Raw genomic sequence first — 21,901 nt, forward strand, 5'->3', positions numbered from 1 at the left:
GGTCGGTCGGTCAGTTGGTTCGGCGGGCGTCGGCGACGGTCTCCGCCCGGTCCACCAGCGCCCCGAGCGCCCGGAACCAGCGTTCGGCGAGGTCCCGTACCGCTTCCTCGGGCAGGACGCCGGGGGCGTAGGTCCAGTGGGCGGAGAGTTCGGGGCCGCCGGGGAGGTCCTCGGTCAGGGCGTTGACGGTCAGGGCGTGGGACAGGGGCATTCCGGGGTCGGCTTCCAGGTCGGACGCGTCGGCCTCGGGGGCGTACGACCAGTCGGTGGCCTCGGGGACGCCGAAGCGGCCCATGTAGTTGAACTCGATCTGCGGGCGCGCGAGTTGGGCCAGCTCGGGGCCCGTCTCCGGGTTGAGGTGCCGGAGCAGTCCGTGTCCGATGCCGGACATCGGCGGGGCGGTCAGGTGCTCCCGGACACGGGCGAGCGCCGAGTCGAGCGCGGGGCCACCAGCGAGCGCGTCGCCGAGGTCCACGGTCCCGGTGTCCAGCCGTACCGGGACGACCGTGGTGAACCAGCCGACCGTACGCGAGAGGTCGGCGTCCCCGGCCAACTCGTCCTCGCGGCCGTGTCCTTCGAGGTCGACGAGGACGGACCCGCCGGACGCGGACCCGCGCCAGTCGGCCACGGCGAGCGCGAGCGCGGTCAGCAGGACGTCGTTGACGCTCGCCCCGAAGGCTGCCGGTACGCGGCTGAGCAGCGGCTGCGTACGGTCGGCCGGGAGGGTGAGGGACAGGTGGCGCGAGGCCTCGGTGACATCGCGTTCCGGGTCGAGGGGCCGCAGCAGCGGAAGGGGGTCGGTGTCCGCCAACACCCGGTTCCACAGCGGGAGTTCGTCCTCGGTGACCGGCTCGACGGCTCGCTGGGCGAGCAGCTCCGACCACCTGCGGAAGGACAGGTCGACCGGTGCCAGGGCGGGCGTCCGGCCCTCCTTCACCTCGCTCCAGGCGGCGGGCAGATCGGGCAGCAGCACGCGCCAGGACACGCCGTCCACGACCAGGTGGTGGATCAGCAGGAGCAGTCGTCCGGGGGTGTCCGGTCCGGCGTCGAACCACACGCCCTGGATCATCCGCCCGCCGTCCGGGTCGAGCCGTGTCTGCGCGGCTCGTGCCTGCTCGGCGACTACCTCCCGCAGCCTCGCCTCGTCGGCACCGGTGATGTCCGCCCGGACCAGCCAGGACTCCGGGGTGAGACTTCCCGTCGGCGGTACGTGCAGCGACCAGCGGCCGATCCGCTCCAGCCGGGCCCGCAGCAGGTCGTGCCGGTCGGTGACGGCCTGGAGTACGGCGTGCAGCGCGGTCTCGTCGAGTCCGGCCGGGGTCTGGACGAACGCGGCCTGGTGGTAGCCCGCGATCGGTCCGCCGAGTTCGCGCAGCGCGTGCATGATCGGCGTCAGCGGCACGGTGCCGGAGCCGTCGTCGTGCGCGGGCCGGGCGGAGTCGGCGTCCAGTTCCGTGGCGACGGTGGCCAGGGCGGCGACCGTACGGTGCTGGAAGACCTGGCGCGGGGTGATCCGCAGCCCGGCCGCGCGGGCCCGGCTGACCAGTTGCATGGCGACGATGCTGTCTCCGCCGAGGGTGAAGAAGTCGTCGTCGGCGCCGATCTCGGGCAGGCCGAGGACTTCGGCGAAGCGGGCGCAGAGGGTGCGTTCGAGGTCGTTCGCGGGCGCCCGGCCACCGGCGGCGCCGGTGAACTGCAGGGCGGGGAGCGCCCGGCGGTCGAGCTTGCCGTTGGAGAGCAGCGGCAGCTCGTCGAGGACGACCACGGCTGCCGGGACCATGTAGTCGGGCAGTGCGGCGGCGACCTGGGCGCGCAGCTCGGACGGGTCCGGGGCGGTGGTGCCCTCGGCCGGGACGACGTACGCGGCCAGTTGCTTGATCCTCGGCCGGTCCTCGCGCGCGACGACCACGACCTGGCCGACCGTCGGCTGCCGGTCGAGGACGGCCTCGATCTCGGCGAGTTCGATACGGAAGCCGCGGATCTTCACCTGGTCGTCGGCGCGGCCGAGGTATTCGAGCGTTCCCTCGGTTGTCCAGCGTGCCAGGTCACCCGTGCGGTACATGCGTGAACCGAGTTCACCAAAGGGATCGGCTGTGAACCGTTCGGCCGTGAGTTCCGGGCGACCGAGGTATCCACGGGCCAGCCCCTCCCCCGCGAGATACAGCTCACCGGTGACACCCGGCGGCACGGGCCGCAGCCCGGCATCGAGCACATACGCACGCGTGTTCCCCACGGGCCGCCCGACGACCGACCGTTCGCTCTCCCGCACCCGTGCGGCGAGCGCGTCGACGGTCGCCTCGGTCGGCCCGTACAGGTTGAAGGCCTCGGTGTTCGGCAGCGCGGCCAGTTCGCTCCACAGCGCGTCCGACACGGCCTCGCCTCCCACACCCACCACCGCGAGCGGGCACTCCCCATCCTTGATCAGCCCGCTGTCGGCCATCTGGGCCAGGAACGAGGGCGTGACCTCGATGAAGTCGATGCCCTCCGCCCGGATGGCGGCGGCGGTCAGTTCGGGGTCACGGCGCGTCTCGTCGTCGAGGATGTGCAGCGCGTGCCCGTCGAGCAGCCACAGCTGCGGCTGCCAGGACGCGTCGAACGAGAACGACCAGAAGTGCCCGACCCGCAGATGCCGCCGCCCGGTGTTCGCCTTGGCGAGATCGTGCAGGGCCCGCCGGTGACTGTGGAAGAGGTTCGCCACGCTGCGTTGGCAGACCACGACTCCCTTGGGCCGCCCGGTGGAACCCGAGGTGTAGATGACGTACGCCGGGTGCTCCGGATCGGGACCGGCGGCCGGGTTGTCGGCGGGCTGCGCGGCCAGTCGTACGGCGGTGTCGTCGGTGTCGAGCAGCAGGCGCGGTACGTCGCTGTCGGGCAGGCCGGCGGCGAGCGTCTCCGTGGTGAGGACGAGCTGGGGCTCGGCGTCGTCGAGCATCGCGAGTACGCGCTCGGCGGGCAGGTCCGCGTCGATGGGCAGATAGGCGGCGCCCGACTTGAGGACGGCGAGGATCGCGAGCAGGAAGTCCGCCGTGCGCGGCAGCGACAGGGCGACGATCCGCTCGGGTCCGGCGCCGTGCTCGGTGAGCAGCCGGGCGAGCCGGTTGACGCGCTCGTTCAGCTCGGCGAAGGTCCAGGTGACCGGCCCGGCGACGACGGCCACGGCATCGGGAGCCGCAGCAACCTGTGCCTCGAAGAGCGCGGGAACGGTGGTCGGCCCGTCGACGTCCGGCAGGCGGGTGTCGTTCCAGGTCTCCAGGAGGGTGTGGCGTTCCTCGGGGGTGAGGATGTCGACGCGGCCCAGCGGCTGCTCGGCGTCGGTGGTCATCGCCTCGAAGAGGCGGACCATTGCGGCGGTGATGCGTTCGGCCGCCGCACGGTCGAACAGGTCGGTCCTGAACTCAGCGGTCAGGCGCAGCCGTTCGGCAGGCTCGACGGCCCAGGCGAACGGATAGTGAGTCGAGTCCTGATGGTCGCGCACCTCCATCCGAAGCCCGCCACCAGCCCCTCCGCCGATCTCGCCGCCGTCCGGGTAGGACTCGAAGACGACGAGCGTGTCGAACAACTCCCCCAGTCCGGCCCGCCGTTGGATGTCGGCGAGCCCGAGGTGCTGGTGGTCGAGGAGCCGTGACTGCTCGTCCTGGAGCCGGTCGAGGAACGCGGCGAGCGACTCGCGCTCGTCGATACGGACCCGCACCGGAACGGTGTTGATGAACAGCCCGATCATCGCTTCGACACCGGCCAGCTCCGGCGGCCGTCCGGACACGGTCGCGCCGAACACGACATCGGTACGCCCGGTGAGCCGACCGAGTACGACGCTCCAGGCGCCCTGCACAAGGGAGTTGACGGTCAGCCCGCGAGAACGGGCCAGCCCGGTCAGCGCCTCGGTCAGCTCCGGCGACAGGAACGTGGTGAGCGTCTCGGGTACGACCGGCGCCCGGTTGGGGTCGGCGGGGACGAGATGCGTGGGCTCCTCAAGCCCGTCGAGGGCCTCGGCCCAGGCGGTGGCGGAGGCATCGGCGTCCTGCTGTCCGAGCCAGGCCAGATACTCCTTGTAGGGCACGGGAGTTGGCAGCGTCGAGGCCGATGCGGTTTCCGCTTCCGCGTACAGCGCGGACAGTTCGGCCGCCAGCCGGGGTACCGACCAGCCATCGAGCAGCAGGTGCTGGTGCGACAGTACGAGCCGATGCCGGGCGTCCCCGAGCTTGACCAACATCAGCCGCAGCAGCGGCGGTTGGGCTGGGTCGAAGCGTCGGCGCTCCTGGTCGAGCGCCTTGGCCCACCGCTCCTCGCGGGTGCCTGCGTCCAGCTCCGAGAGGTCGAGCTGTCGCCAGGGCAGTGCGGCGGTACGCGGTACGACGGCCACGGGGCGCCCCGACGCCAGGTACCGGAAGCCGGCCCGCAAGTTCCCGTGCCGGTCGAGCAGCGCCTGACCGGCGTCGCGCAGCCGTACGGCGTCCAGCGGACCGTCGATGTCGTACGCCACCTGCACGGTGTAGACGTCCGGTCCCTCGTCCCCGGAGTCGAAGGAGGCGTGGAACAGCAGCCCCGCCTGGAGCGGCGTCAGCGGCAGTACTTCGGTGCCGCCGAAGGCGGCGACCTCGGTGCGCTCCTCGTCGGTGAGGGCGAGCAGGGCGGTGAGCGTGGCGTCGGTGGCCGGTGTGTCGCCGGGCCCGTTGTCGCCGTTCAGGTCGCGGGCCGCGGCGGCCAGCCCGGCGGCCGTCTTGTGGCGGAAGACGTCACGCGGGCTGACCGCCAGCCCGGCCGCACGCACGCGGGCGACCAGCTGCATGGCGACGATGCTGTCGCCGCCGAGGGTGAAGAAGTCGTCGTCGACGCCGACTCGTTCGAGGTTCAGTACGTCCGCGAACAGGCGGCAGAGGGTCTCCTCGCGCGGGGTGCGCGGGAGCGTGTCTGTGGTCTCGGCGGCGAAGTCGGGGGCGGGGAGGGCACGGCGGTCGAGCTTGCCGCTGGGGGTGAGGGGCAGCGCGTCGAGGACGACGAAGGCGGCGGGGACCATGTGCTCGGGGAGCGCGGCGGCCGCGTGGGCGCGGAGGGCGGCGGAATCGGGCGCGTCTCCGGCGCCGGGCACCGGTACGACGTAGACGACGAGTCGCTGATCGCGGGCGACGACACTCACGTGCCCGACGGTCTCGTGGCGGGCGAGGACGGACTCGATCTCGCCCAGCTCGATACGGAAGCCGCGAATCTTGACCTGGTCGTCGGTCCGGCCGAGGTATTCGAGCGTTCCCTCGGTTGTCCAGCGTGCCAGGTCACCCGTGCGGTACATGCGTGAACCGAGTTCACCAAAGGGATCGGCTGTGAACCGCTCCGCCGTCAGCCCCGGACGACCGAGATATCCACGCGCGAGCTGGACACCTGCGAGATACAGCTCTCCTGCCACACCCGGGGGTACGGGCCGCAGCGCCGCATCCAGGACGTACGTACGTGTGTTCCACACCGGGCGACCGATCGACACCCGGCCGGATGCCTCGGAGACCTGACCCGCCGTGACGTCCACCGACGCCTCCGTCGGCCCGTACAGGTTGTGCAGCTCGGCCGGCAGGACGGCGTGGAACCGCTCCGCGAGTTCGAGAGGCAGTGCCTCGCCGCTGCACAGGACGCGGCGCAGGCCCGTGCAGTTCGCGGCGGTGGGCTCGTCGAGGAAGGCGCGGAGCATCGAGGGCACGAAGTGCACGGTGGTGACGGCCTGTTGCCGGATCAGCTCGGCCAGGTAGGCGGGGTCCTTGTGTCCCTCGGGCTTGGCGACGACGAGGGTCGCGCCCGTGACGAGGGGCCAGAAGAACTCCCACACGGACACGTCGAAGCTGGACGGCGTCTTCTGCAGGACACGGTCGTCGCCGGTCAGCCCGTACTCGTCCTGCATCCACAGCAGGCGGTTGACGATGCCCTCGTGCGGCACCACAACACCCTTGGGAGTGCCGGTGGAGCCGGAGGTGTAGATGACGTACGCGGGGCTCAACGGGTCGTACGAGGACGGGAGTTCAGGGCCCGCCGGGCCATCCGGGAGCGCGTCCCTGATGACGGTCACCGGGTGAGCGTCCGCCAGCATGAAGGCCAGTCGCTCCTCCGGGTAGTCGGCGTCCAGCGGCAGATAGGCGGCCCCGGTGCGGTGGACCGCGAGCAGGGCGACGATCAGTTCGGTGGATCGGGGCAGCGCGACGGCGACGGTCTGTTCGGGACCGGCGCCCAGGCCGGCCAGGACGCGTGCGGTGTGCTCGACCTGGGCGTCCAACTCGGCGTACGTCAACTGCTGTTCGCCGAAGACGACGGCGGTCGCGTCCGGCGTACGGGCCACCTGGGCCCGGAACAGCTCGGGCAGGCTGGTGGACGTGACCTCGCGGACGCTGCCGTTCCAGTCACCCAGAACGAGCTGCCGCTCGGACTCCTCCAGCACCTCCAAGTCCCGTACCAGCACGTCGGGTTCGGCCACCACCTGCTCAAGGAGCCGCACCAGCCGCCCCGCGAGTCGCTCGACGGTGGTGTGGTCGAACAGGTCGGCGCTGTACTCGATCCAGCCCTGGATGCCGGACCCGTCGCCCTGCTCGATGAAGTCGAAGCTCAGATCGAACTTGGCGCTCTGCTGCCGGAGCGGCTCCCGGCTCGCCGCCAGTCCCGGGAAGTCGGGGCTGCCGCCGGGGTCGCCGAGGTAGACGACCATGACCTGGAACAGGGGGTGCCTGGCCAGTGAGCGGGTCGGGTTGAGGGCCTCCACCAGGCGTTCGAATGGCAGGTCCTGGTGCTCGTAGGCGGCGAGGTCGGTGTCGCGCACCCGGTCGAGCAGTTCGGCGAAGGTCGGGGCGCCCGACAAGTCGGTACGCAGGACAAGGGAGTTGACGAAGAACCCGATCAGGTCCTCCAGCTTCTCGTCGCCACGGCCCGAGATGGGGGTGCCGAGCGGGATGTCGTCCCCGGCACCGAGCCTGTGCAGCAGCACGGCCACGGCCGCCTGGGCGACCATGAACATGCTGGCGCCGTGCCGGTTGGCGAGGCCACGCAGGGCGCGTTCCAGCTCACCGTCGAGGGTCAGCCCGACGGCACCGCCACGCTGGCTGCCCTCCGGTGGACGCGGGCGGTCGACCGGGAGGACCAGCTCTTCGGGAAGCCCGGCCAACGCCTGTTCCCAGTAGGCGAGTTGGCGGGCGTGCAGGCTGGCGGGGTCGGAGTCCTCGCCGAGGAGCCGGTGGTGCCACAGGGTGTAGTCGGCGTACTGCACGGGCAGCGGCGCCCACTCCGGCGCACGGCCTTCGCTTCGGTCCCGGTAGGCCGTGGCGAGGTCGCGCCACAGGGGACGGTCCGACCATTCGTCGCCGGCGATGTGGTGCAGGACGAGCAGCAGAACGTATTCCTGCGGAGCGGTCTCGAACACATGGGCCCGCAGCGGCAGTTCACGGTCGATCTCGAAGCCGCGTGCGGCAGCCTCGTCCAGCCGGTCGGCAAGTTCGGCCTCGGTCACCCGCTCGTGGTGCACCGGGATCTCGAACTCGTCCGGACCCAGGATGAGTTGGTGGGCGCGGCCGTCGCGGTCGGGAAACACCGTGCGCAGACTCTCGTGGCGCACCACGAGATCCCGGACTGCGGTGGTCAGGGCGTCGAGTCGTAGGGCGCCGGTCAGACGCCAGGCCGCCGGGATGTTGTACGTGGCCCCGGGGCCGTCGATGCGGTGCAGCAGCCACAGCCGCTGCTGGGCGAAGGACAGGGGCAGGGGCTCGTCCCCGTCCCGGTCGTGCGCGAGGGGTGCGAGCGTGGGCAGGGCCGTGTCGGTGCCCACGCCGAGACGCTCGGCCAGGCGGGCGGGGGTCGACGCCTCGAAGACGGTACGGACTGTGAGGTCGGTGCCCAGCGCCGTACGAACACGGCTGACCAGTCGCATCGCGAGGAGCGAGTGACCGCCGAAGGCGAAGAAGTCGTCGTCCACGCCGACTCGTTCGACGTTCAGTACGTCCGCGAACAGGCCGCAGAGGATCTCCTCACGCGGGGTACGCGGCAGGCCTTCGCCCACTCCGGCCGCCGCCGAGAAGTCGGGGGCGGGGAGGGCACGGCGGTCGAGCTTGCCGTTGGGGGTGAGTGGCAGCGCGTCGAGGACGACGAAAGCGGCGGGGACCATGTGCTCGGGGAGAGCGGCGGCCGCGTGCCGGCGGAGTGCGGCGCTGTCGATCGCAGCCGCTGCCGCAGCGGCAGCGGCCGGCACGACGTACGCCACCAGCCGCTGATCGCGGGCGACGACACTCACATGCCCGACGGTCTCGTGGCGAGCGAGGACGGACTCGATCTCGCCCAGCTCGATACGGAACCCACGGATCTTCACCTGGTCGTCGGTCCGACCCAGGTATTCGAGCGTTCCCTCGGTTGTCCAGCGTGCCAGGTCACCGGTCCGGTACATGCGTGAACCGAGTTCACCAAAGGGATCCGCTGTGAACCGCTCCGCCGTCAGCCCCGGACGACCGAGATAACCACGCGCCAACTGCACACCGGCCAGATACAGCTCCCCCGCCACACCCGGCGGAACCGGCCGCAGCGCCGCATCCAGGACGTACGTACGCGTGTTCCACACCGGACGACCGATCGACACCCGATCGGTCCCCTCCGTCACCTGACCCGCGGTGACGTCCACGGACGCCTCCGTCGGCCCGTACAGGTTGTGCAGCTCAGCCGGGAGTACCGCACGGAAGCGCTGGGCCAACTCGTCCGGCAGCGCCTCCCCGCTGCACATCACCCGCCGCAGTCCCAGGCAGCCCGCCGCCGAGGGTTCCTCCAGGAACAGCTGGAGCATCGACGGCACGAAGTGCACGGTCGTGATGCCCTGCTCCTGGATCACCTCGGCCAGATAGGCGGGGTCCTTGTGCCCCTCCGGCCTGGCCACCACCAGCGCGGCGCCGGTGATCAGCGGCCAGAAGAACTCCCACACGGACACGTCGAAGCTGGACGGCGTCTTCTGCAGCACACGGTCGTCCGCACCCAGCCCGTACTCCCCTTGCATCCACAGCAGACGGTTCACGATGCCCTCGTGCGGCACCACAACACCCTTGGGACGCCCGGTCGAACCGGAGGTGTAGATGACGTACGCGGGACTCAACGGGTCGTAGCTGTCCGGAAGTTCAGCACCAGCCGGGCCATCCGGGAGCGCGTCCCTGATGACGGCCACCGGGCGGGCGTCCGCCAGCATGAACGCCAGCCGCTCCTCCGGATAGTCGGCGTCCAGCGGCAGATACGCCCCGCCCGCACGATGTACGGCCAGCAGCGCCACCACCAGGTCCACCGAGCGGGACAGCGCGACGGCGACCGTCCGCTCCGGGCCCACTCCCATGCCGGCCAGCACGCTCGCCGTGCGCTCGACGCGTTCGTCCAACTCGGCGTACGTCAGCCGCTCTTCGCCGAAGACCAGCGCCAGCGCGTCCGGTGTACGGGCCGCCTGCGCCCGGAACAGCGCGGGCAGGCTGGTGGCCGCCACGTCGCGGGCGGCGCCGTTCCAGTCGCCCAGAACGAGCTGCCGCTCGGACTCCTCCAGTACCTCCAAGTCCCGTACCAGCACGTCGGGTTCACCGGCCACCTGCTCCAGCAGCCGCACCAGGCGCCCGGCGGTCTGGGTAGCCGTCAGTTCGTCGCAGAGGTCGGTCGCGTACTCCAGGAGCAGGGTCAGGCGGTCCGAGTCGTCCACGAAGGTGAAGTGGAGGTCGAACTTGGCCATGCCGGTGTCCATGTCGAACCAGTCCGTCGGCATGCCGAGGACGTCGGGGTCGCCGTCGGGCCGGTAGTGGTAGCCGAGCATGACCTGGAAGAGCGGGTTGCGGCCGGGCACGCGGGCCGGGTTGACGGCCTCCACGACCTGGTCGAAGGGCAGGTCCTGGTGCTCGAACGCGGCCAGGGACGATTCCCGCACCCGGGCAATCAGTTGACGGAAGGTCAGGTCGTCACCCGACACGTCCGTCCGCAGCACGAGCGTGTTGACGAAGAAGCCGACGAGGTCGTCGAGCGCGTCGTCCGTGCGGCCCGCGATCGGGGCGCCGAGGGGGATGTCGTCCCCGGCACCGAGGCGATGCAGCAGCGCGGCCGTGGCGGCCTGGAACAGCATGAACATGCTGGTGCCGGTGGTGCCGGACAGGTCGCGCAGGGTGAGGCCTGTGTCGGCGGGCAGTTCCAGCCGGACCTTGCCTCCGCGCCCGGTGGGTTCTGCGGGGCGGGGCCGGTCGAGGGGCAGGTGCAGCTCCTCCGGGAGGTCCCGCAAAGTCTCGGTCCAGTGGGCGAGTTGGGCCTCGCCGACCTGCCCGAGCAACGACTCCTGCCAGAGGGTGTAGTCGGCGTACTGGACCGGCAGCGGCTCCCACTCGGGGGCGCGGCCCGCGCGCCGGGTCCGGTAGGCGGTCGTCAGATCGGCCAGGAAGGGGCGGTCGGACCACTCGTCGGTGGTGATGTGGTGGAGGACGACGGCCACGACGTGGTCGGCCGGGCCGAGCCTCAACACCTCGCACCGCAGAGGGAGTTCGGTCGTGAGGTCGAAGGGGCGGCGCTGCGCCGACTCGATCCGGTCGGCCAACTCCGCCTCCCCGCAGTCCGTCACGGTGAACTCGGGGTCGGCCTCGGCAGCTTCAACGATGAGCTGGTACGGCTCGCCGTCCTGCTCGGGGAACATCGTCCTGAGCGCCTCATGGCGTCCCGCGACATCCCGTACGGCCGCCCGGAGCGCGTCGAGGTCCAGGTCGCCGCGGAGGCGGAAGACCAGCGGGAAGTTGTAGGCGACGCCGCTGCCGGTGATCCGTTCGACCAGCCACAGCCGGCGCTGCGCGGCCGACAGCGGGATGCGATCGGGCCGGGTGGCGGGGGCGACAGCCGGGCGGGCCGGGCGTGAGCTGTCGGCGCGGGCCGCGAGCTGCTCGGGCGTGGGCGCCTCGAACAGGTCCCGGATGGCCAGCTCGGCACCCAGTTCGGTGCGGGCGCGGCTGATCAGACGGGTGGCCAGCAGGGAGTGGCCGCCGAGGTCGAAGAAGCCGTCCTCGGCGCCGACTTCGGGCAGGCCGAGCACCTCGGCGAAGAGTCGGCAGAGCACCTCTTCCTGCGGGGTGCGCGGTCCCCGGCCGGTGCCGAGGGCGACGGCCGGTTCGGCGTCGGGCAGGGCACGGACGTCCAGCTTGCCGTTGTCGTTCATGGGCAGCCGGTCGAGGGTGACGAACGCGGCCGGGACCATGTACTCGGGCAGCCGCTGCTTGAGGTCCACGCGGAGCTGCCGGATCAGGCTGTTCGCGTCGCGGGCGGCCGTCGGGGAGTTGGCGTACGGGGCCGCTCCGCCGCCGGGGAGATAGAGACCGGCGGTCAGCGAGGGCACCTCTCCGGTGACGAACACGGCGTCGTACGTGCCGGGTTGGCCGGACCAGGTGGTCAGGACGCGGTGCCCGAGTTCGGTGGCGAGGTCACGCAGGGTCTCCGGGTCGACTCCCCCGGGGGTGCCGATACGGGCGTCGGGGATGCCGGTGAGGCGCAGGGGCACCTCAGCCAGCAGCTCCGCCAAGTCGCCACCCTCGGCGCCGAATTGACCGGCGTCGAAGGGAACATTCGGCACATCCGACAACCGCAGGCCCGGCTCGTCGGCGTACAGAACGGCGTCGTAGCGGTAGCGGGTGAGTTCGTTGTGGTGGCGGGCGCGCTTGGTGCGCAGGTCGACGCCGTAGCCGAGGGTGGTGAAGTAGTCGGGGTCGACGAGGAGTTCCTTCTCCAGGCGCAGACCGCGTTCGACGGCCCGGCCCAGCGCGTCGCCGCTGACGCCCTTCGCTTCCTGGATCTCGGTCTGGAAGGCGCGGGCGAGCCGCAGGTTGCGGACGTCACCGACGAACAGCGCGCCGCCGGGGGCCAGCAGCTCCATCGCACCCCGAATAACCGAGGTCAGGTAGTCGATGCTGGGGAAGTACTGGATGACGGAGTTGATCACGATGGTGTCGAAGTAGCCATCGCCGGGCAGCCCGGTGAGGTCGTCGGCGGGCTGGGCGCGGAGGTTGACCCTGGACGCCAACTCCGGGTCCTGGAGCAGCTCCTGGCCGATCTTCCGGATGACGGGAGCGGCGAAGTCGGTGGCCCAGTAGGCCTCCGCGTCCGGGGCGAGCTTGGACAGAAGCAGGCCGGACCCGACGCCGATCTCGAGAATCCTGCGGGGGCCCAGGGAGCGGATGCGCTCCACGGTGGCCTCGCGCCACTCCCGCATGTGGTCGAAGGGGATGGGCTGACCGTCGTACGACGAATCCCATCCCGCGTACTCCTCGGTGAAGACGGCGGTGCTGATCTCCTCGTACTCGTCGGAGTAGATCTCCTGCCACTCGCCGACCTGGTCGCGCTCGGCGGAGTCCCGGTCGGTGCCCGCGAGTTGGGCGGGAACGACGTAGCCGACGAGGCGTTCGTCGCGGACGATCACGGCGGCGTGGGCGACCCGGTCGTGCTGGGCGAGGGCGGTCTCGATCTCGCCCAACTCGACACGGTAGCCACGGATCTTGACCTGGTCGTCGGTACGCCCGAGGAAGTCGAGGTTGCCGTCGGGGTTGCGGCGCACCAGGTCGCCGGTGCGGTACATGCGCTCGCCGGGCTCACCGAACGGGTCGGCGACGAACCGTTCGGCGCTGAGGGACGGCCGGTTGAGGTAACCGCGCGCCAGACCGATACCGGCGATGTACAGCTCCCCCGGCACACCTTCCGGTACCGGCCGCAGCCAGGCGTCCAGGATGTGGGCGCGGGTGCCACGGATCGGACGCCCGACGGTCGGAGTCGCGCTGTCGAGGGTGCCGCCACCCAGCGTGTTGATGGTGTACTCGGTCGGCCCGTAGAGGTTGTAGCCGTACGTGCCCTCGGTGTCGCGCAGCCGGTTCCACACCGTCTCCGACACGGCCTCGCCGCCGAGCAGCACCAGCGGCGGGCGGTGGCCCTCCAACAGGCCTTCCTCGATGAGGAGATGGGCGTAGGTCGGGGTCACGTTGACGACGTCGACGCGGTGGCGTTCGCAGTAGGCGACCAGGGCTTCGGCGTCGCGCCTCAACTCCTCGTCGCAGATGTGGACTTCATGCCCCTCGACCAGCCACAGCAGTTCCTCCCACGACATGTCGAAGGCGAAGGACACGGTGTGCGCGATACGCAGCCGCCGTCCGCCCGCCGACGCGATCGCCGGTTCGAAGATCTCCTTCTGGTGGTTGAGCTGCATGTTGGTCAGACCCCGGTAGGGCGTGACGACGCCCTTGGGGCGGCCGGTGGAACCGGAGGTGTAGATGACGTACGCCGGGTGCTCCAGGCTGAAGGCGACGGAGACCAAGTCGCCGGGCAGCGCGGCGAGTTCGGCGGCGATCGCCGGGTCGTCGAGCAGGACGCGAGGCGTCTCGCCGATGAGCCGCGCGGACACGGCGGCCGTGGACAGGAGCATCGTCGGGCGGGCGTCGTCGAGCATCGCGGCGAGCCGGTCGTCCGGGTAGTCCAGCTCCAGCGGCAGATAGGCGGCGCCCGTGCGCAGTACGGCGAACAGGGCGACGACCATGTCGAGGGAGCGGGGCAGACCGAGGGCGACGACCCGCTCGGGGGCGGCGCCCCGCGCGATGAGCAGTCGGGCCATCTGGTTGATGCGGGTGTCGAGTTCGGCGTAGGTGAGGGTGCGGTCGCCGAAGACGACGGCCGTCGAGTCGGGGGTTGCGGCGGCCTGGGCGGCCAGCAGGTCGGCGATCGTCTCCGTGGGGTCGGGGACGCGTCCGGCGGCCCGCTCCTGCTCCAACTCGGTGTGCTCGGCCGGGAGTAGCGGGTCGAGGCTGCCCACCGGGGCGTCGAGGTCGTGGGTGAGCCGGTCCAGGAGGAGGGTGAAGCGGTCGAGCAGGTCCTGGGCCTGGGGGCGGGCGATGACGTCGGCCCGGTGGGTCAGGGTGACCTGGATGGAGCGGCCCGGGGTGACGACGAGGTTGACCGGGTAGTGGGTCGCGTCGACGTTGGCGACGGCCGTGGCGCCGTGGCGGTCGCTCAGCTCGGCGAGCCGCTCCTCGGTGTCGTTGTTGCGCAGCACGAACAGGGTGTCGAACAGCCGTCGGTGCCCGGTCTCCGCCTGCAGCACGCCCAGGCCCAGGTACTCGTACGGCATGACGGCGAGCCGCTCGTCCTGGACGCGGCGCAGCAGCCCGAGGACCGGCTCGGCCGGGTCGTAGGCGATGCGCGCGGGGACGGTGTTGAGGAACATGCCGATGACGTTCTCGATGTCCGGCACCTCGCTCGGCCGGCCGGCGACGGTCGTGCCGAAGACGACGTCGGTACGGCCGGTCGCGCTCGCCAGGGTGAGCCCCCAGGCCGCGTTGAGCACGGTGTTGAGGGTCAGCCCGTGCGCTCGTCCGATGGCACGCAGCCGCTCGCCCACCTCGTCGGGGACGAGGGCGTCGAGACTGGCCGGGATGTCCGGTTCGAGGCCCTGGTCGGCGGCGGCGAGCAGCGTGGGCTCGTCGAGTCCGGCGAGGGCGCGGCGCCAGGCTCCGGTGGCGACGTCCGCGTCCTGGACCTCCAACCAGGTCAGGTAGTCACGGTAGTTGCCGGGCGCGGGCAGGACGCTCGTGTCACCGCCGTTCTCGTACAGGGCGAAGAGCTGGTCGAGGAAGATCCAGGCGGACCAGCCGTCCCAGAGAAGCAGATGACGCCCGACGACCAGCCGGTCGCCCCGGTCCGCGCCGAGGCGGACGAGGAGCATACGGAAGAGCAGCGGCCGGGTGAGGTCGAAGCGCCGGGAGCGCTCGGCGTCGGTCAACTCCCGCAGGCGGATGTCCTGTTCGTCCGCCGGGAGCCCCGAGAGGTCGACCTCTTCGAGCGGGATCTCCGGGTCGCGCACGATGAACTGCACCGGCTGGCGCAGGCCCTCGCTGGTGAACCCGGCGCGCAGGCTGGGGTTGCGGGTCAGCAACACCCGTACGGCGGCGCGGAGTCGGTCGGTGTCGAGGGGTTCGGCGAGGTCGAAGGACTCGTGGACGGTGTAGACGTCGAGGGCGCTGTCGTCGTACGTGGAGTGGAAGAACAGGCCTTCCTGGAGCGGGGCCAGCGGCCAGATGTCCTCGACGGGGTCGGGGCTGAGCCGGTGGACGCGCTCGGTCTCCTCGGCCGTGAGGGCGAACGAGGAGCGGAGGGCGGCTACTTCGGCCACGGGCGCCGCAGCTGCCGCGAGGGCGGCCGGGGTGCGGTGCTCGAAGACGTCACGCGGGCCCAGGTCCAGGCCTGCCCGGCGGGCGCGGCTGGAGACGCCGATGGAGGTGATGCTGTCGCCGCCGAGCATGAAGAAGTCGTCGTCGATACCGACTTCTTCGAGCTTCAGTACGGCGGCGAAGATCCCGGTGAGGGCGTGTTCCCGCTCGTTGCGCGGGGCGCGCGTCTCCGCCCGTACCGCTTGCGGGGCGGGCAGCGCGGCCCGGTCCAGCTTGCCGCTCGGGGTGAGCGGGAGGGCGTCGAGGACGACGTAGGCGGCCGGGATGACTGCGGCGGGCAGTTCCTCGCCGAGCGCGGCCTGGAGTTCGGCGGGCGGCGGGACCTGGGCGTCGCGGGCCGGCACGACGTACGCGACCAGCTGGCCACCGTTCACCGTGACGGCGGACTGCGCGACCGTCGGCTGACGGGTCAACGCGGCCTCGATCTCGCCGAGTTCGATCCGGTTGCCCCGGATCTTCACCTGACGGTCGGTACGGCCGAGGTATTCGATCACCCCGTCGGCGCGGCGGCGCACGAGGTCACCGGTGCGGTACATGCGCTCGCCGGGCGCGCCGTACGGGTCGGCGACGAACCGCTCGGCGGTCAGCTCCGGCCGGGCGTGATAGCCGCGCGCCAGCTGAACACCCGTCAGATACAGCTCGCCGGGCACCCCTTCGGGCGCCGGACGCAGGCAGGAATCGAGGACACGCAGGCCCGTGTTCCACACCGGACGCCCGATGGGCACGGTGGTGCCGGGTGTGCCGTCGTACGGGTGGTACGTCACGTCGACGGCGGCCTCGGTGGGGCCGTACAGGTTGTGCAGCGGTACGCCGGTCAGCTCACGCCAGCGGGCGGCGGCGGCGCCGGGCAGCGCCTCCCCGCTGCTGAACACGTTACGCAGGGAGGCGGCCCAGGTCGGGTCGTCGGTGATCTCGTCGGACTGGAGGAAGGCCTCCAGCATCGACGGCACGAAGTGCATCGTGGTGATGCCCTGTTCGTGGATCAGCCCGGCGAGATAGGCGGGGTCGCGGTGTCCGTCCGGGCGGGCGAGGACCACGGCCGCCCCCTCGCACAGCGCCCAGAAGAACTCCCAGACACTGACGTCGAAGCTGGCCGGGGTCTTCTGCAACACCCGGTCGGCGGCGGTCAGTTGGTACGCGCCCTGCATCCAGGCCAGCCGGTTGACGATGGCCCGGTGGGTGACGACGACCCCCTTGGGACGGCCGGTGGAGCCGGAGGTGTAGATCAGGTAGGCCGGGTCGTCGGGGTGGGCCGGGAGCGGCTCGGGGCCGACCGCCTCGGCCAGGGTGTCGAGCAGCAGGAGAGCGTGCCCTGAAGGGAGTTGAGGAGCGGTCGCCGAGGTAGTGACCACCGTGCCGGCGCCGGAGTCGGCGAGCATGTGCGCCACCCGGTCGGCCGGGTAGTCCACGTCGACCGGCAGGTAGGCGGCGCCCGACTTCAGTACGCCGAGCAGCGCGACCATCAACTCGGCCGAGCGCGGGACGGCGACGGCGACGACCGTGCCGGGGCGCACACCCCGGGCGGTCAGCCGGCGCGCCAACTCCCCAGCTCTGGCGTCGAGTTCGCGATAGCTGAGCGTCTCACCCTCGTACACGACCGCGGTCGCGTCCGGGGTGCGGGCCACCTGTGCCTCGAAGGCTGCGGCGAGTGTCGTGGCCGGGATGTCCCGGTGTTCGCCTGTCGGATGGGCGTCGAGGAGTTCCTCGGCCGACAGCAGGTCCACGTCGGCAACGGACTGCGCCGGGTCGGCGGCCAGGGCGTGCAGGATGCGGGAGAGGCGGTCCGCGATCCGGCGTACCGCGTCGGCGTCGAGTCGCTGGGCGTGGTGCTTGAGTCGCAGGTCGAGGCGTCGGCCCGGCTTGACGATCAGGGCGAGCGGATAGTGGACGGCGTCATGGAACTCGTGACCCGTCAGGCGGAGGGTGCCGGTCGGGTCGGCGAGGTCGGTCGCGGCCGGGTAGTTCTCGAAGACGACGAGGGTGTCGAAGAGTTCACCGGCGCCCGCGAGGCCCGCGACGCGCTGGAGTTCGGCGAGGCCGAGGTGCTGGTGGTCCAGCAGCTGGGACTGCTCGTCCTGGAGTCGGCCCAGGAGGCCGGCGAGGGTGTCGGAGGGCTCCCAACGGAAGCGCGTCGGAAGGGTGTTGATGAACAGGCCGATCATCGACTCGATGCCCTCGACCTCGGCGTCACGCCCCGAGACCGTCGTACCGAACACCACGTCCTGGCGTGCCGTGAGCCGCCCGATGAGCAGCCCCCAGGCGCCCTGGACGACCGTGCCCAGGGTCACGCCGTTCTCCCGCGCCCGCGCGGCCAGCCTGGCGGTGACCTGCTCGGACAGTTCGAGGCGGATCTGCGCGGGCTCGACGGGCGTACCGTCGGCCGGGGTCTCGACGAGCCGGGTGGGCTCCTCGACCCCGGCGAGAGCCGTACGCCAGGCGGTGCGCGCGGCCTCGCGGTCGGCGGTGGCCAGGCGGCGCAGGTAGGCGCTGTAGGGCGCGGGCTGCGGCAGCGCGGCCGGGATCTCCCCGCAGGAGGCCATCAGTTCGCGGTGCAGGACCGGCAACGACCAGCCGTCGGCGATGATGTGATGGAACGTCAGGAGCAGTCGGCTGCGGTGTTCGTCGAGGCGGATGAGCGCGCAGCGCATGAGGGGCGGGTTCGCGAGGTCGAAGCGGCGGGTGCGTTCGGCGGCGGAGACCGCGTCGGCCAGCGGGACGCGGGCGGGTCCGTCGTGGACGGTCAGGTCGACTTCGCGCCAGGGCAGTTCGAGGTCCCCGGCGATGATCTGCACGGGTTGCCCGTCCGGGCGGCGGCGGAAGCAGGCCCGCAGCGGGACGTGCCGGTCCAGGATGCGCTGGGCGGCCCTGCGCAGGGCTTCGCCGTCGACCGGGCCGGTCAGTTCGAGGGCCTGCTGGACGACGTACGCGTCCAAGTCGGCGCCGTCGACGAGGGAGTGGAAGTAGAAGCCCTCCTGGAGGCGGCTCAGCGGCAGCGCCTCCCTGACGGTGACCGGGAACTCGCCCTGGATCTCGGCGAGTTCGATCGAGTCGAGGACTACCAGCGGGGCGTCCGACTCCGTCTCCTCCTGGACGACCTCGCCCGCCGCTGCCGCGAGGGCGGCGACCGTGCGGTGTTTGAAGACGTCCCGGGAGCTGAGGCGCAGGCCGGCACGGCGGGCGTGGACGAGCAGTTGGATGGCCGTGATGCTGTCGCCGCCGAGGGCGAAGAAGTCGTCGTCGATGGTGACCGAGCGCAGGCCGAGGACATCGGCGTAGGCCGCGCAGAGGAGTTCCTCGCGGGCGTCGCGGGGCGGGCGGCCCGCGCTGAGCGCGCCGTAGTCGGGGGTCGGGAGCGCGGCGGCGTCGAGCTTGCCGCTCGGGGTGACCGGGAGCCGGTCGAGGGGGACGACGGCCGCCGGGACCATGTACTCCGGGAGTTGGTCGGCCGCGTACGAACGCAGCGCCCGCATCAGGGCGTTGATGTCCCGGAAGGGTGCCGGGCGGTTGGCGTGCGGGGCGGTGCCGGAGGGGCGGTAGAGGCCGGTGAGCGGGGTGTCCCCGAGGGCGAACACGACGTCGAGGCTGCCGTCGTCGGCGGTGCCGTTCCAGGTGACGGCGGTCCGGTGGCCGGAGCGGGCGCCGAGGGCGTGGAAGACCTCGGGGTCCGGGGCGTCCGCCGTACGGCTGCTGTCGTCCAGGGCGGACAGCGCGGCCAGATCCTCGGCGAGGCGGGCGTTGGGGACACCGGTGACCCGGAGCAGTGCGGGCCCGTCGGCCAGGAGGGCTTCAAGGGCCTCGGGCCCGCTCCAGACGATCTCCGTACCGTCAACAGAAGCCGGGGCAGAGGCCTGCTTGCTGAGGACGACGTCGTAGCGGTACCGCGTCAGTTCGTTGTGGTGCGCGCCGCGCTTGACGTGGATCTCGGCGTCGAAGCCGTCGAGGGCCGCGAAGTAGTCGGGGTCCAGGAGGAGTTCGCCCTCCCAGGCGACCGACCGCTCGACGGCGGCCCGCAGAGCCTGCTTGTCCTCCGCGTCGCCGGCGCGGCGGCTCTCGACGGCCGCGCGCAGGCAGCGCAGGAGGCGGGCGTTGCGGACGTCGCCGATGAACAGCCGCCCGCCGGGGGCGAGAAGCGTGCCGACCGCGTGGACGACATCGGTCAGATAGTCGGCGCTCGGGAAGTACTGGGCGACAGAGTTGATGACGACGGTGTCGAAGTGGGCCGCCGGAAGTCCGCTCACGTCGTGCGCGGGTTGCGCGGACAGCCGTACCCGGTCAGCGAGTTCGGGCACCGCCTCGACCTGGGTGCGCAGGGCGCGTACGGCCTCCTCGGAGAGGTCGGTGCCCCAGTACTCGTCGCAGTCGGGGGCGATTCGGGCGAGGATCAGACCGCTGCCGACGCCGATCTCCAGTACGCGCCGCGGTGCGAGTTCCGTGATGCGGGCGACGGTCGCCGCACGCCACTCGCGCATCTCCTCGACAGGGATGGGCAGGCCGTCGTACATGCTGTTCCAGCCCGCGAAGTTCTCGCGGAGCCCTGCCGGGCCGTCCGTGCCGCCCTCCGATCCGGCGGCGGAGTAGAGCAGTTCGTGCAGGTCCTTCCACTCCTGGACCTGGTCGGCGGTGTCGTGGCGGGCCGTGTCCGCGTCCAGCGCGGGCACAACGTACGCGGCGAGGCGCCGGTCGCCGGGGCGGTCCTCGCGTACGACGACCGCTGCCTGGTCGACCGCCGGGTGCGCGCGGAGCACGGACTCGATCTCACCGGGCTCGATACGGAAGCCACGGATCTTCACCTGGGAGTCGGCGCGGCCGAGGAAGACGAGTCGGCCGTCGGCCTGCCAGCGGACCAAGTCGCCTGTGCGGTAAAGGCGTTCGCCGGGTGCGCCGAACGGGTCGGCGACGAACCGCTCGGCGGTCAGGTCGGGGCGGCCGAGGTAGCCACGGGCGAGCCCGGCGCCGCCGAGGTACAACTCGCCCGGGACACCGGCCGGGACGGGCTTCAGGCGGGCGTCGAGGACGTATGCGCGCGTGCCCGGGTCCGGGATGCCGATGGGGACGATGGAGCCGGCCGGGATGTCGGGGTCGCACAGGCCGAGGGTGGAGTTGGTGGTGGCCTCGGTGGGGCCGTACGCGTTGAACATCATCCTGCCCCGCGCGTACCGTCCGACCAGCTCGGGCGAGACGCGTTCGGTGCCCGCGAGCAGGGTGGCGGGCGGGAGTTCGACGTCCTCGGGCATCGCGGCCAGCAGGGCGGGCGGCAGGATCATGAACGTGATGCCGTGCGCGTGGGCGTAGGCGGCCAACGCCGGGCCGGGCACCCGGCGTTCGGACGGCACGACGACAAGCCGGCCACCGGAGAGCAGACCGAGGCACAGGTCCCAGAAGGCCACGTCGAAGCTGGGCGAGGCGAACTGGAGCACCCGGCTGTGCGGGCCGATCCCGAACCGCTCGCTCTGCGTGGCGACCAGCTTGGCGACGCCCGCGTGGGTGAGGACAACACCCTTGGGGCGGCCGGTGGAGCCGGAGGTGTAGATGACGTACGCGGCGTTGGCGATCGTCAGGGCGCTCGGATCGGTGCCCGTCGGCTGCTGCCCCGCCAACTCCCGTACGGTGTCGGGTGCGTCGAGGACCAGGACCTGAGTGCCGTCGTTCGCCGGGATGTCCGCGGCGACCTCGGCGGTCGTGACCAGGGAGACGGGATGGGCGTCGGCGAGCATGTACGAGATGCGGTCGGCCGGGTAGTCGGTGTCGATGGGCAGATAAGCGGCACCGGACTTCAACACCGCGACCTCGGCGACGATCAGTTCCGCCGAGCGGGGCACCGCGAGGGCTACCACACGCTCGGGACCGGCGCCCCGGGCGATCAGGGCAGCGGCCAACCGGCCCGCCCGCTCGTCCAGTTCGGCGTAGGTGAGCGAGGTGTCCTCGAAGACCAGCGCGATCTCGTCCGGGCGCTCCCGCACCTGGTCGGCGAACATCTCGGGCCAAGTGCGGAGCGGTACGGCGTGGTCGGTGTCGTTCCACTCGCGCAGGACGCGGCCGTGCTCCTCGGCGTCGAGCAGCGCCAACTCGCCGACGGGGGTGTGCGGGTGGGCGACGGCGTCGGCGAGCAGGGTCGTGTAGTGGCCGGCCACGCGCTCGGCGGTCGCGGCCTCGAAGAGGTCCTCGCGGTAGGTCAGCCGCAGTTCACCGGCGTGGACGGCGAGAGCGAGGTCGAGCCGGTCCTCGCCGTTCTGCACGTCACCGAACGCCGCGTTGAACAGCAGTCCGCCGCCCCGGGTGGGCTCCGGCCGCAACCAGTCGACCAGGGTGGCGTGTTCGACCCGGTGGGCCAGGGCCTTCTCGCGCGCGTCGGTCACTCGTCGCACGAGGTCCGTGAAGGAGGCGCCGCCGTCGACAGTGATCCGCAGCGGCAGGCCCTCGTACCCGAAGGTGATGTCGTGGGCGCCGCTGTAGCGGTGCAGCAGGGCGGCGTACACGGCCAGCAGAATCGATTCGCTGGGTGCGACCGCCGCGACCAACGGGCGACGCAGAGTGTGTCGTTCACCGGAAGGGCGCAATGGGTACGGGAAGTCGACCGGAAGAGCGGTCTCCTGCGGGAGCGGTTCGAGCAGCCGTCGCCAGAAGGCCGAGAGCGCGCCTTCCGCGTCGTCGTCGATACCGGGCACACGTACTTCGAAACCGGACACAGGCGACCGTGC

1 protein-coding gene is annotated in these 21,901 nt (G+C 71.6%); it reads right to left on the reverse strand.

The genetic code is table 11. The features are described 5' to 3' along the window. Positions 1–10: 10 nt before the first annotated feature. Positions 11–21,889 carry a non-ribosomal peptide synthase/polyketide synthase gene (locus tag LUX31_RS05015; RefSeq protein ID WP_235473407.1) on the reverse strand — a complete coding sequence of 7,293 codons (21,879 nt, stop codon included), beginning with the start codon at positions 21,887–21,889 and terminating at the stop codon, positions 11–13. Positions 21,890–21,901 lie beyond the last annotated feature (12 nt).

It is taken from the genome of Streptomyces sp. GQFP, from assembly GCF_021545335.1.
Lineage (GTDB): Bacteria > Actinomycetota > Actinomycetes > Streptomycetales > Streptomycetaceae > Streptomyces.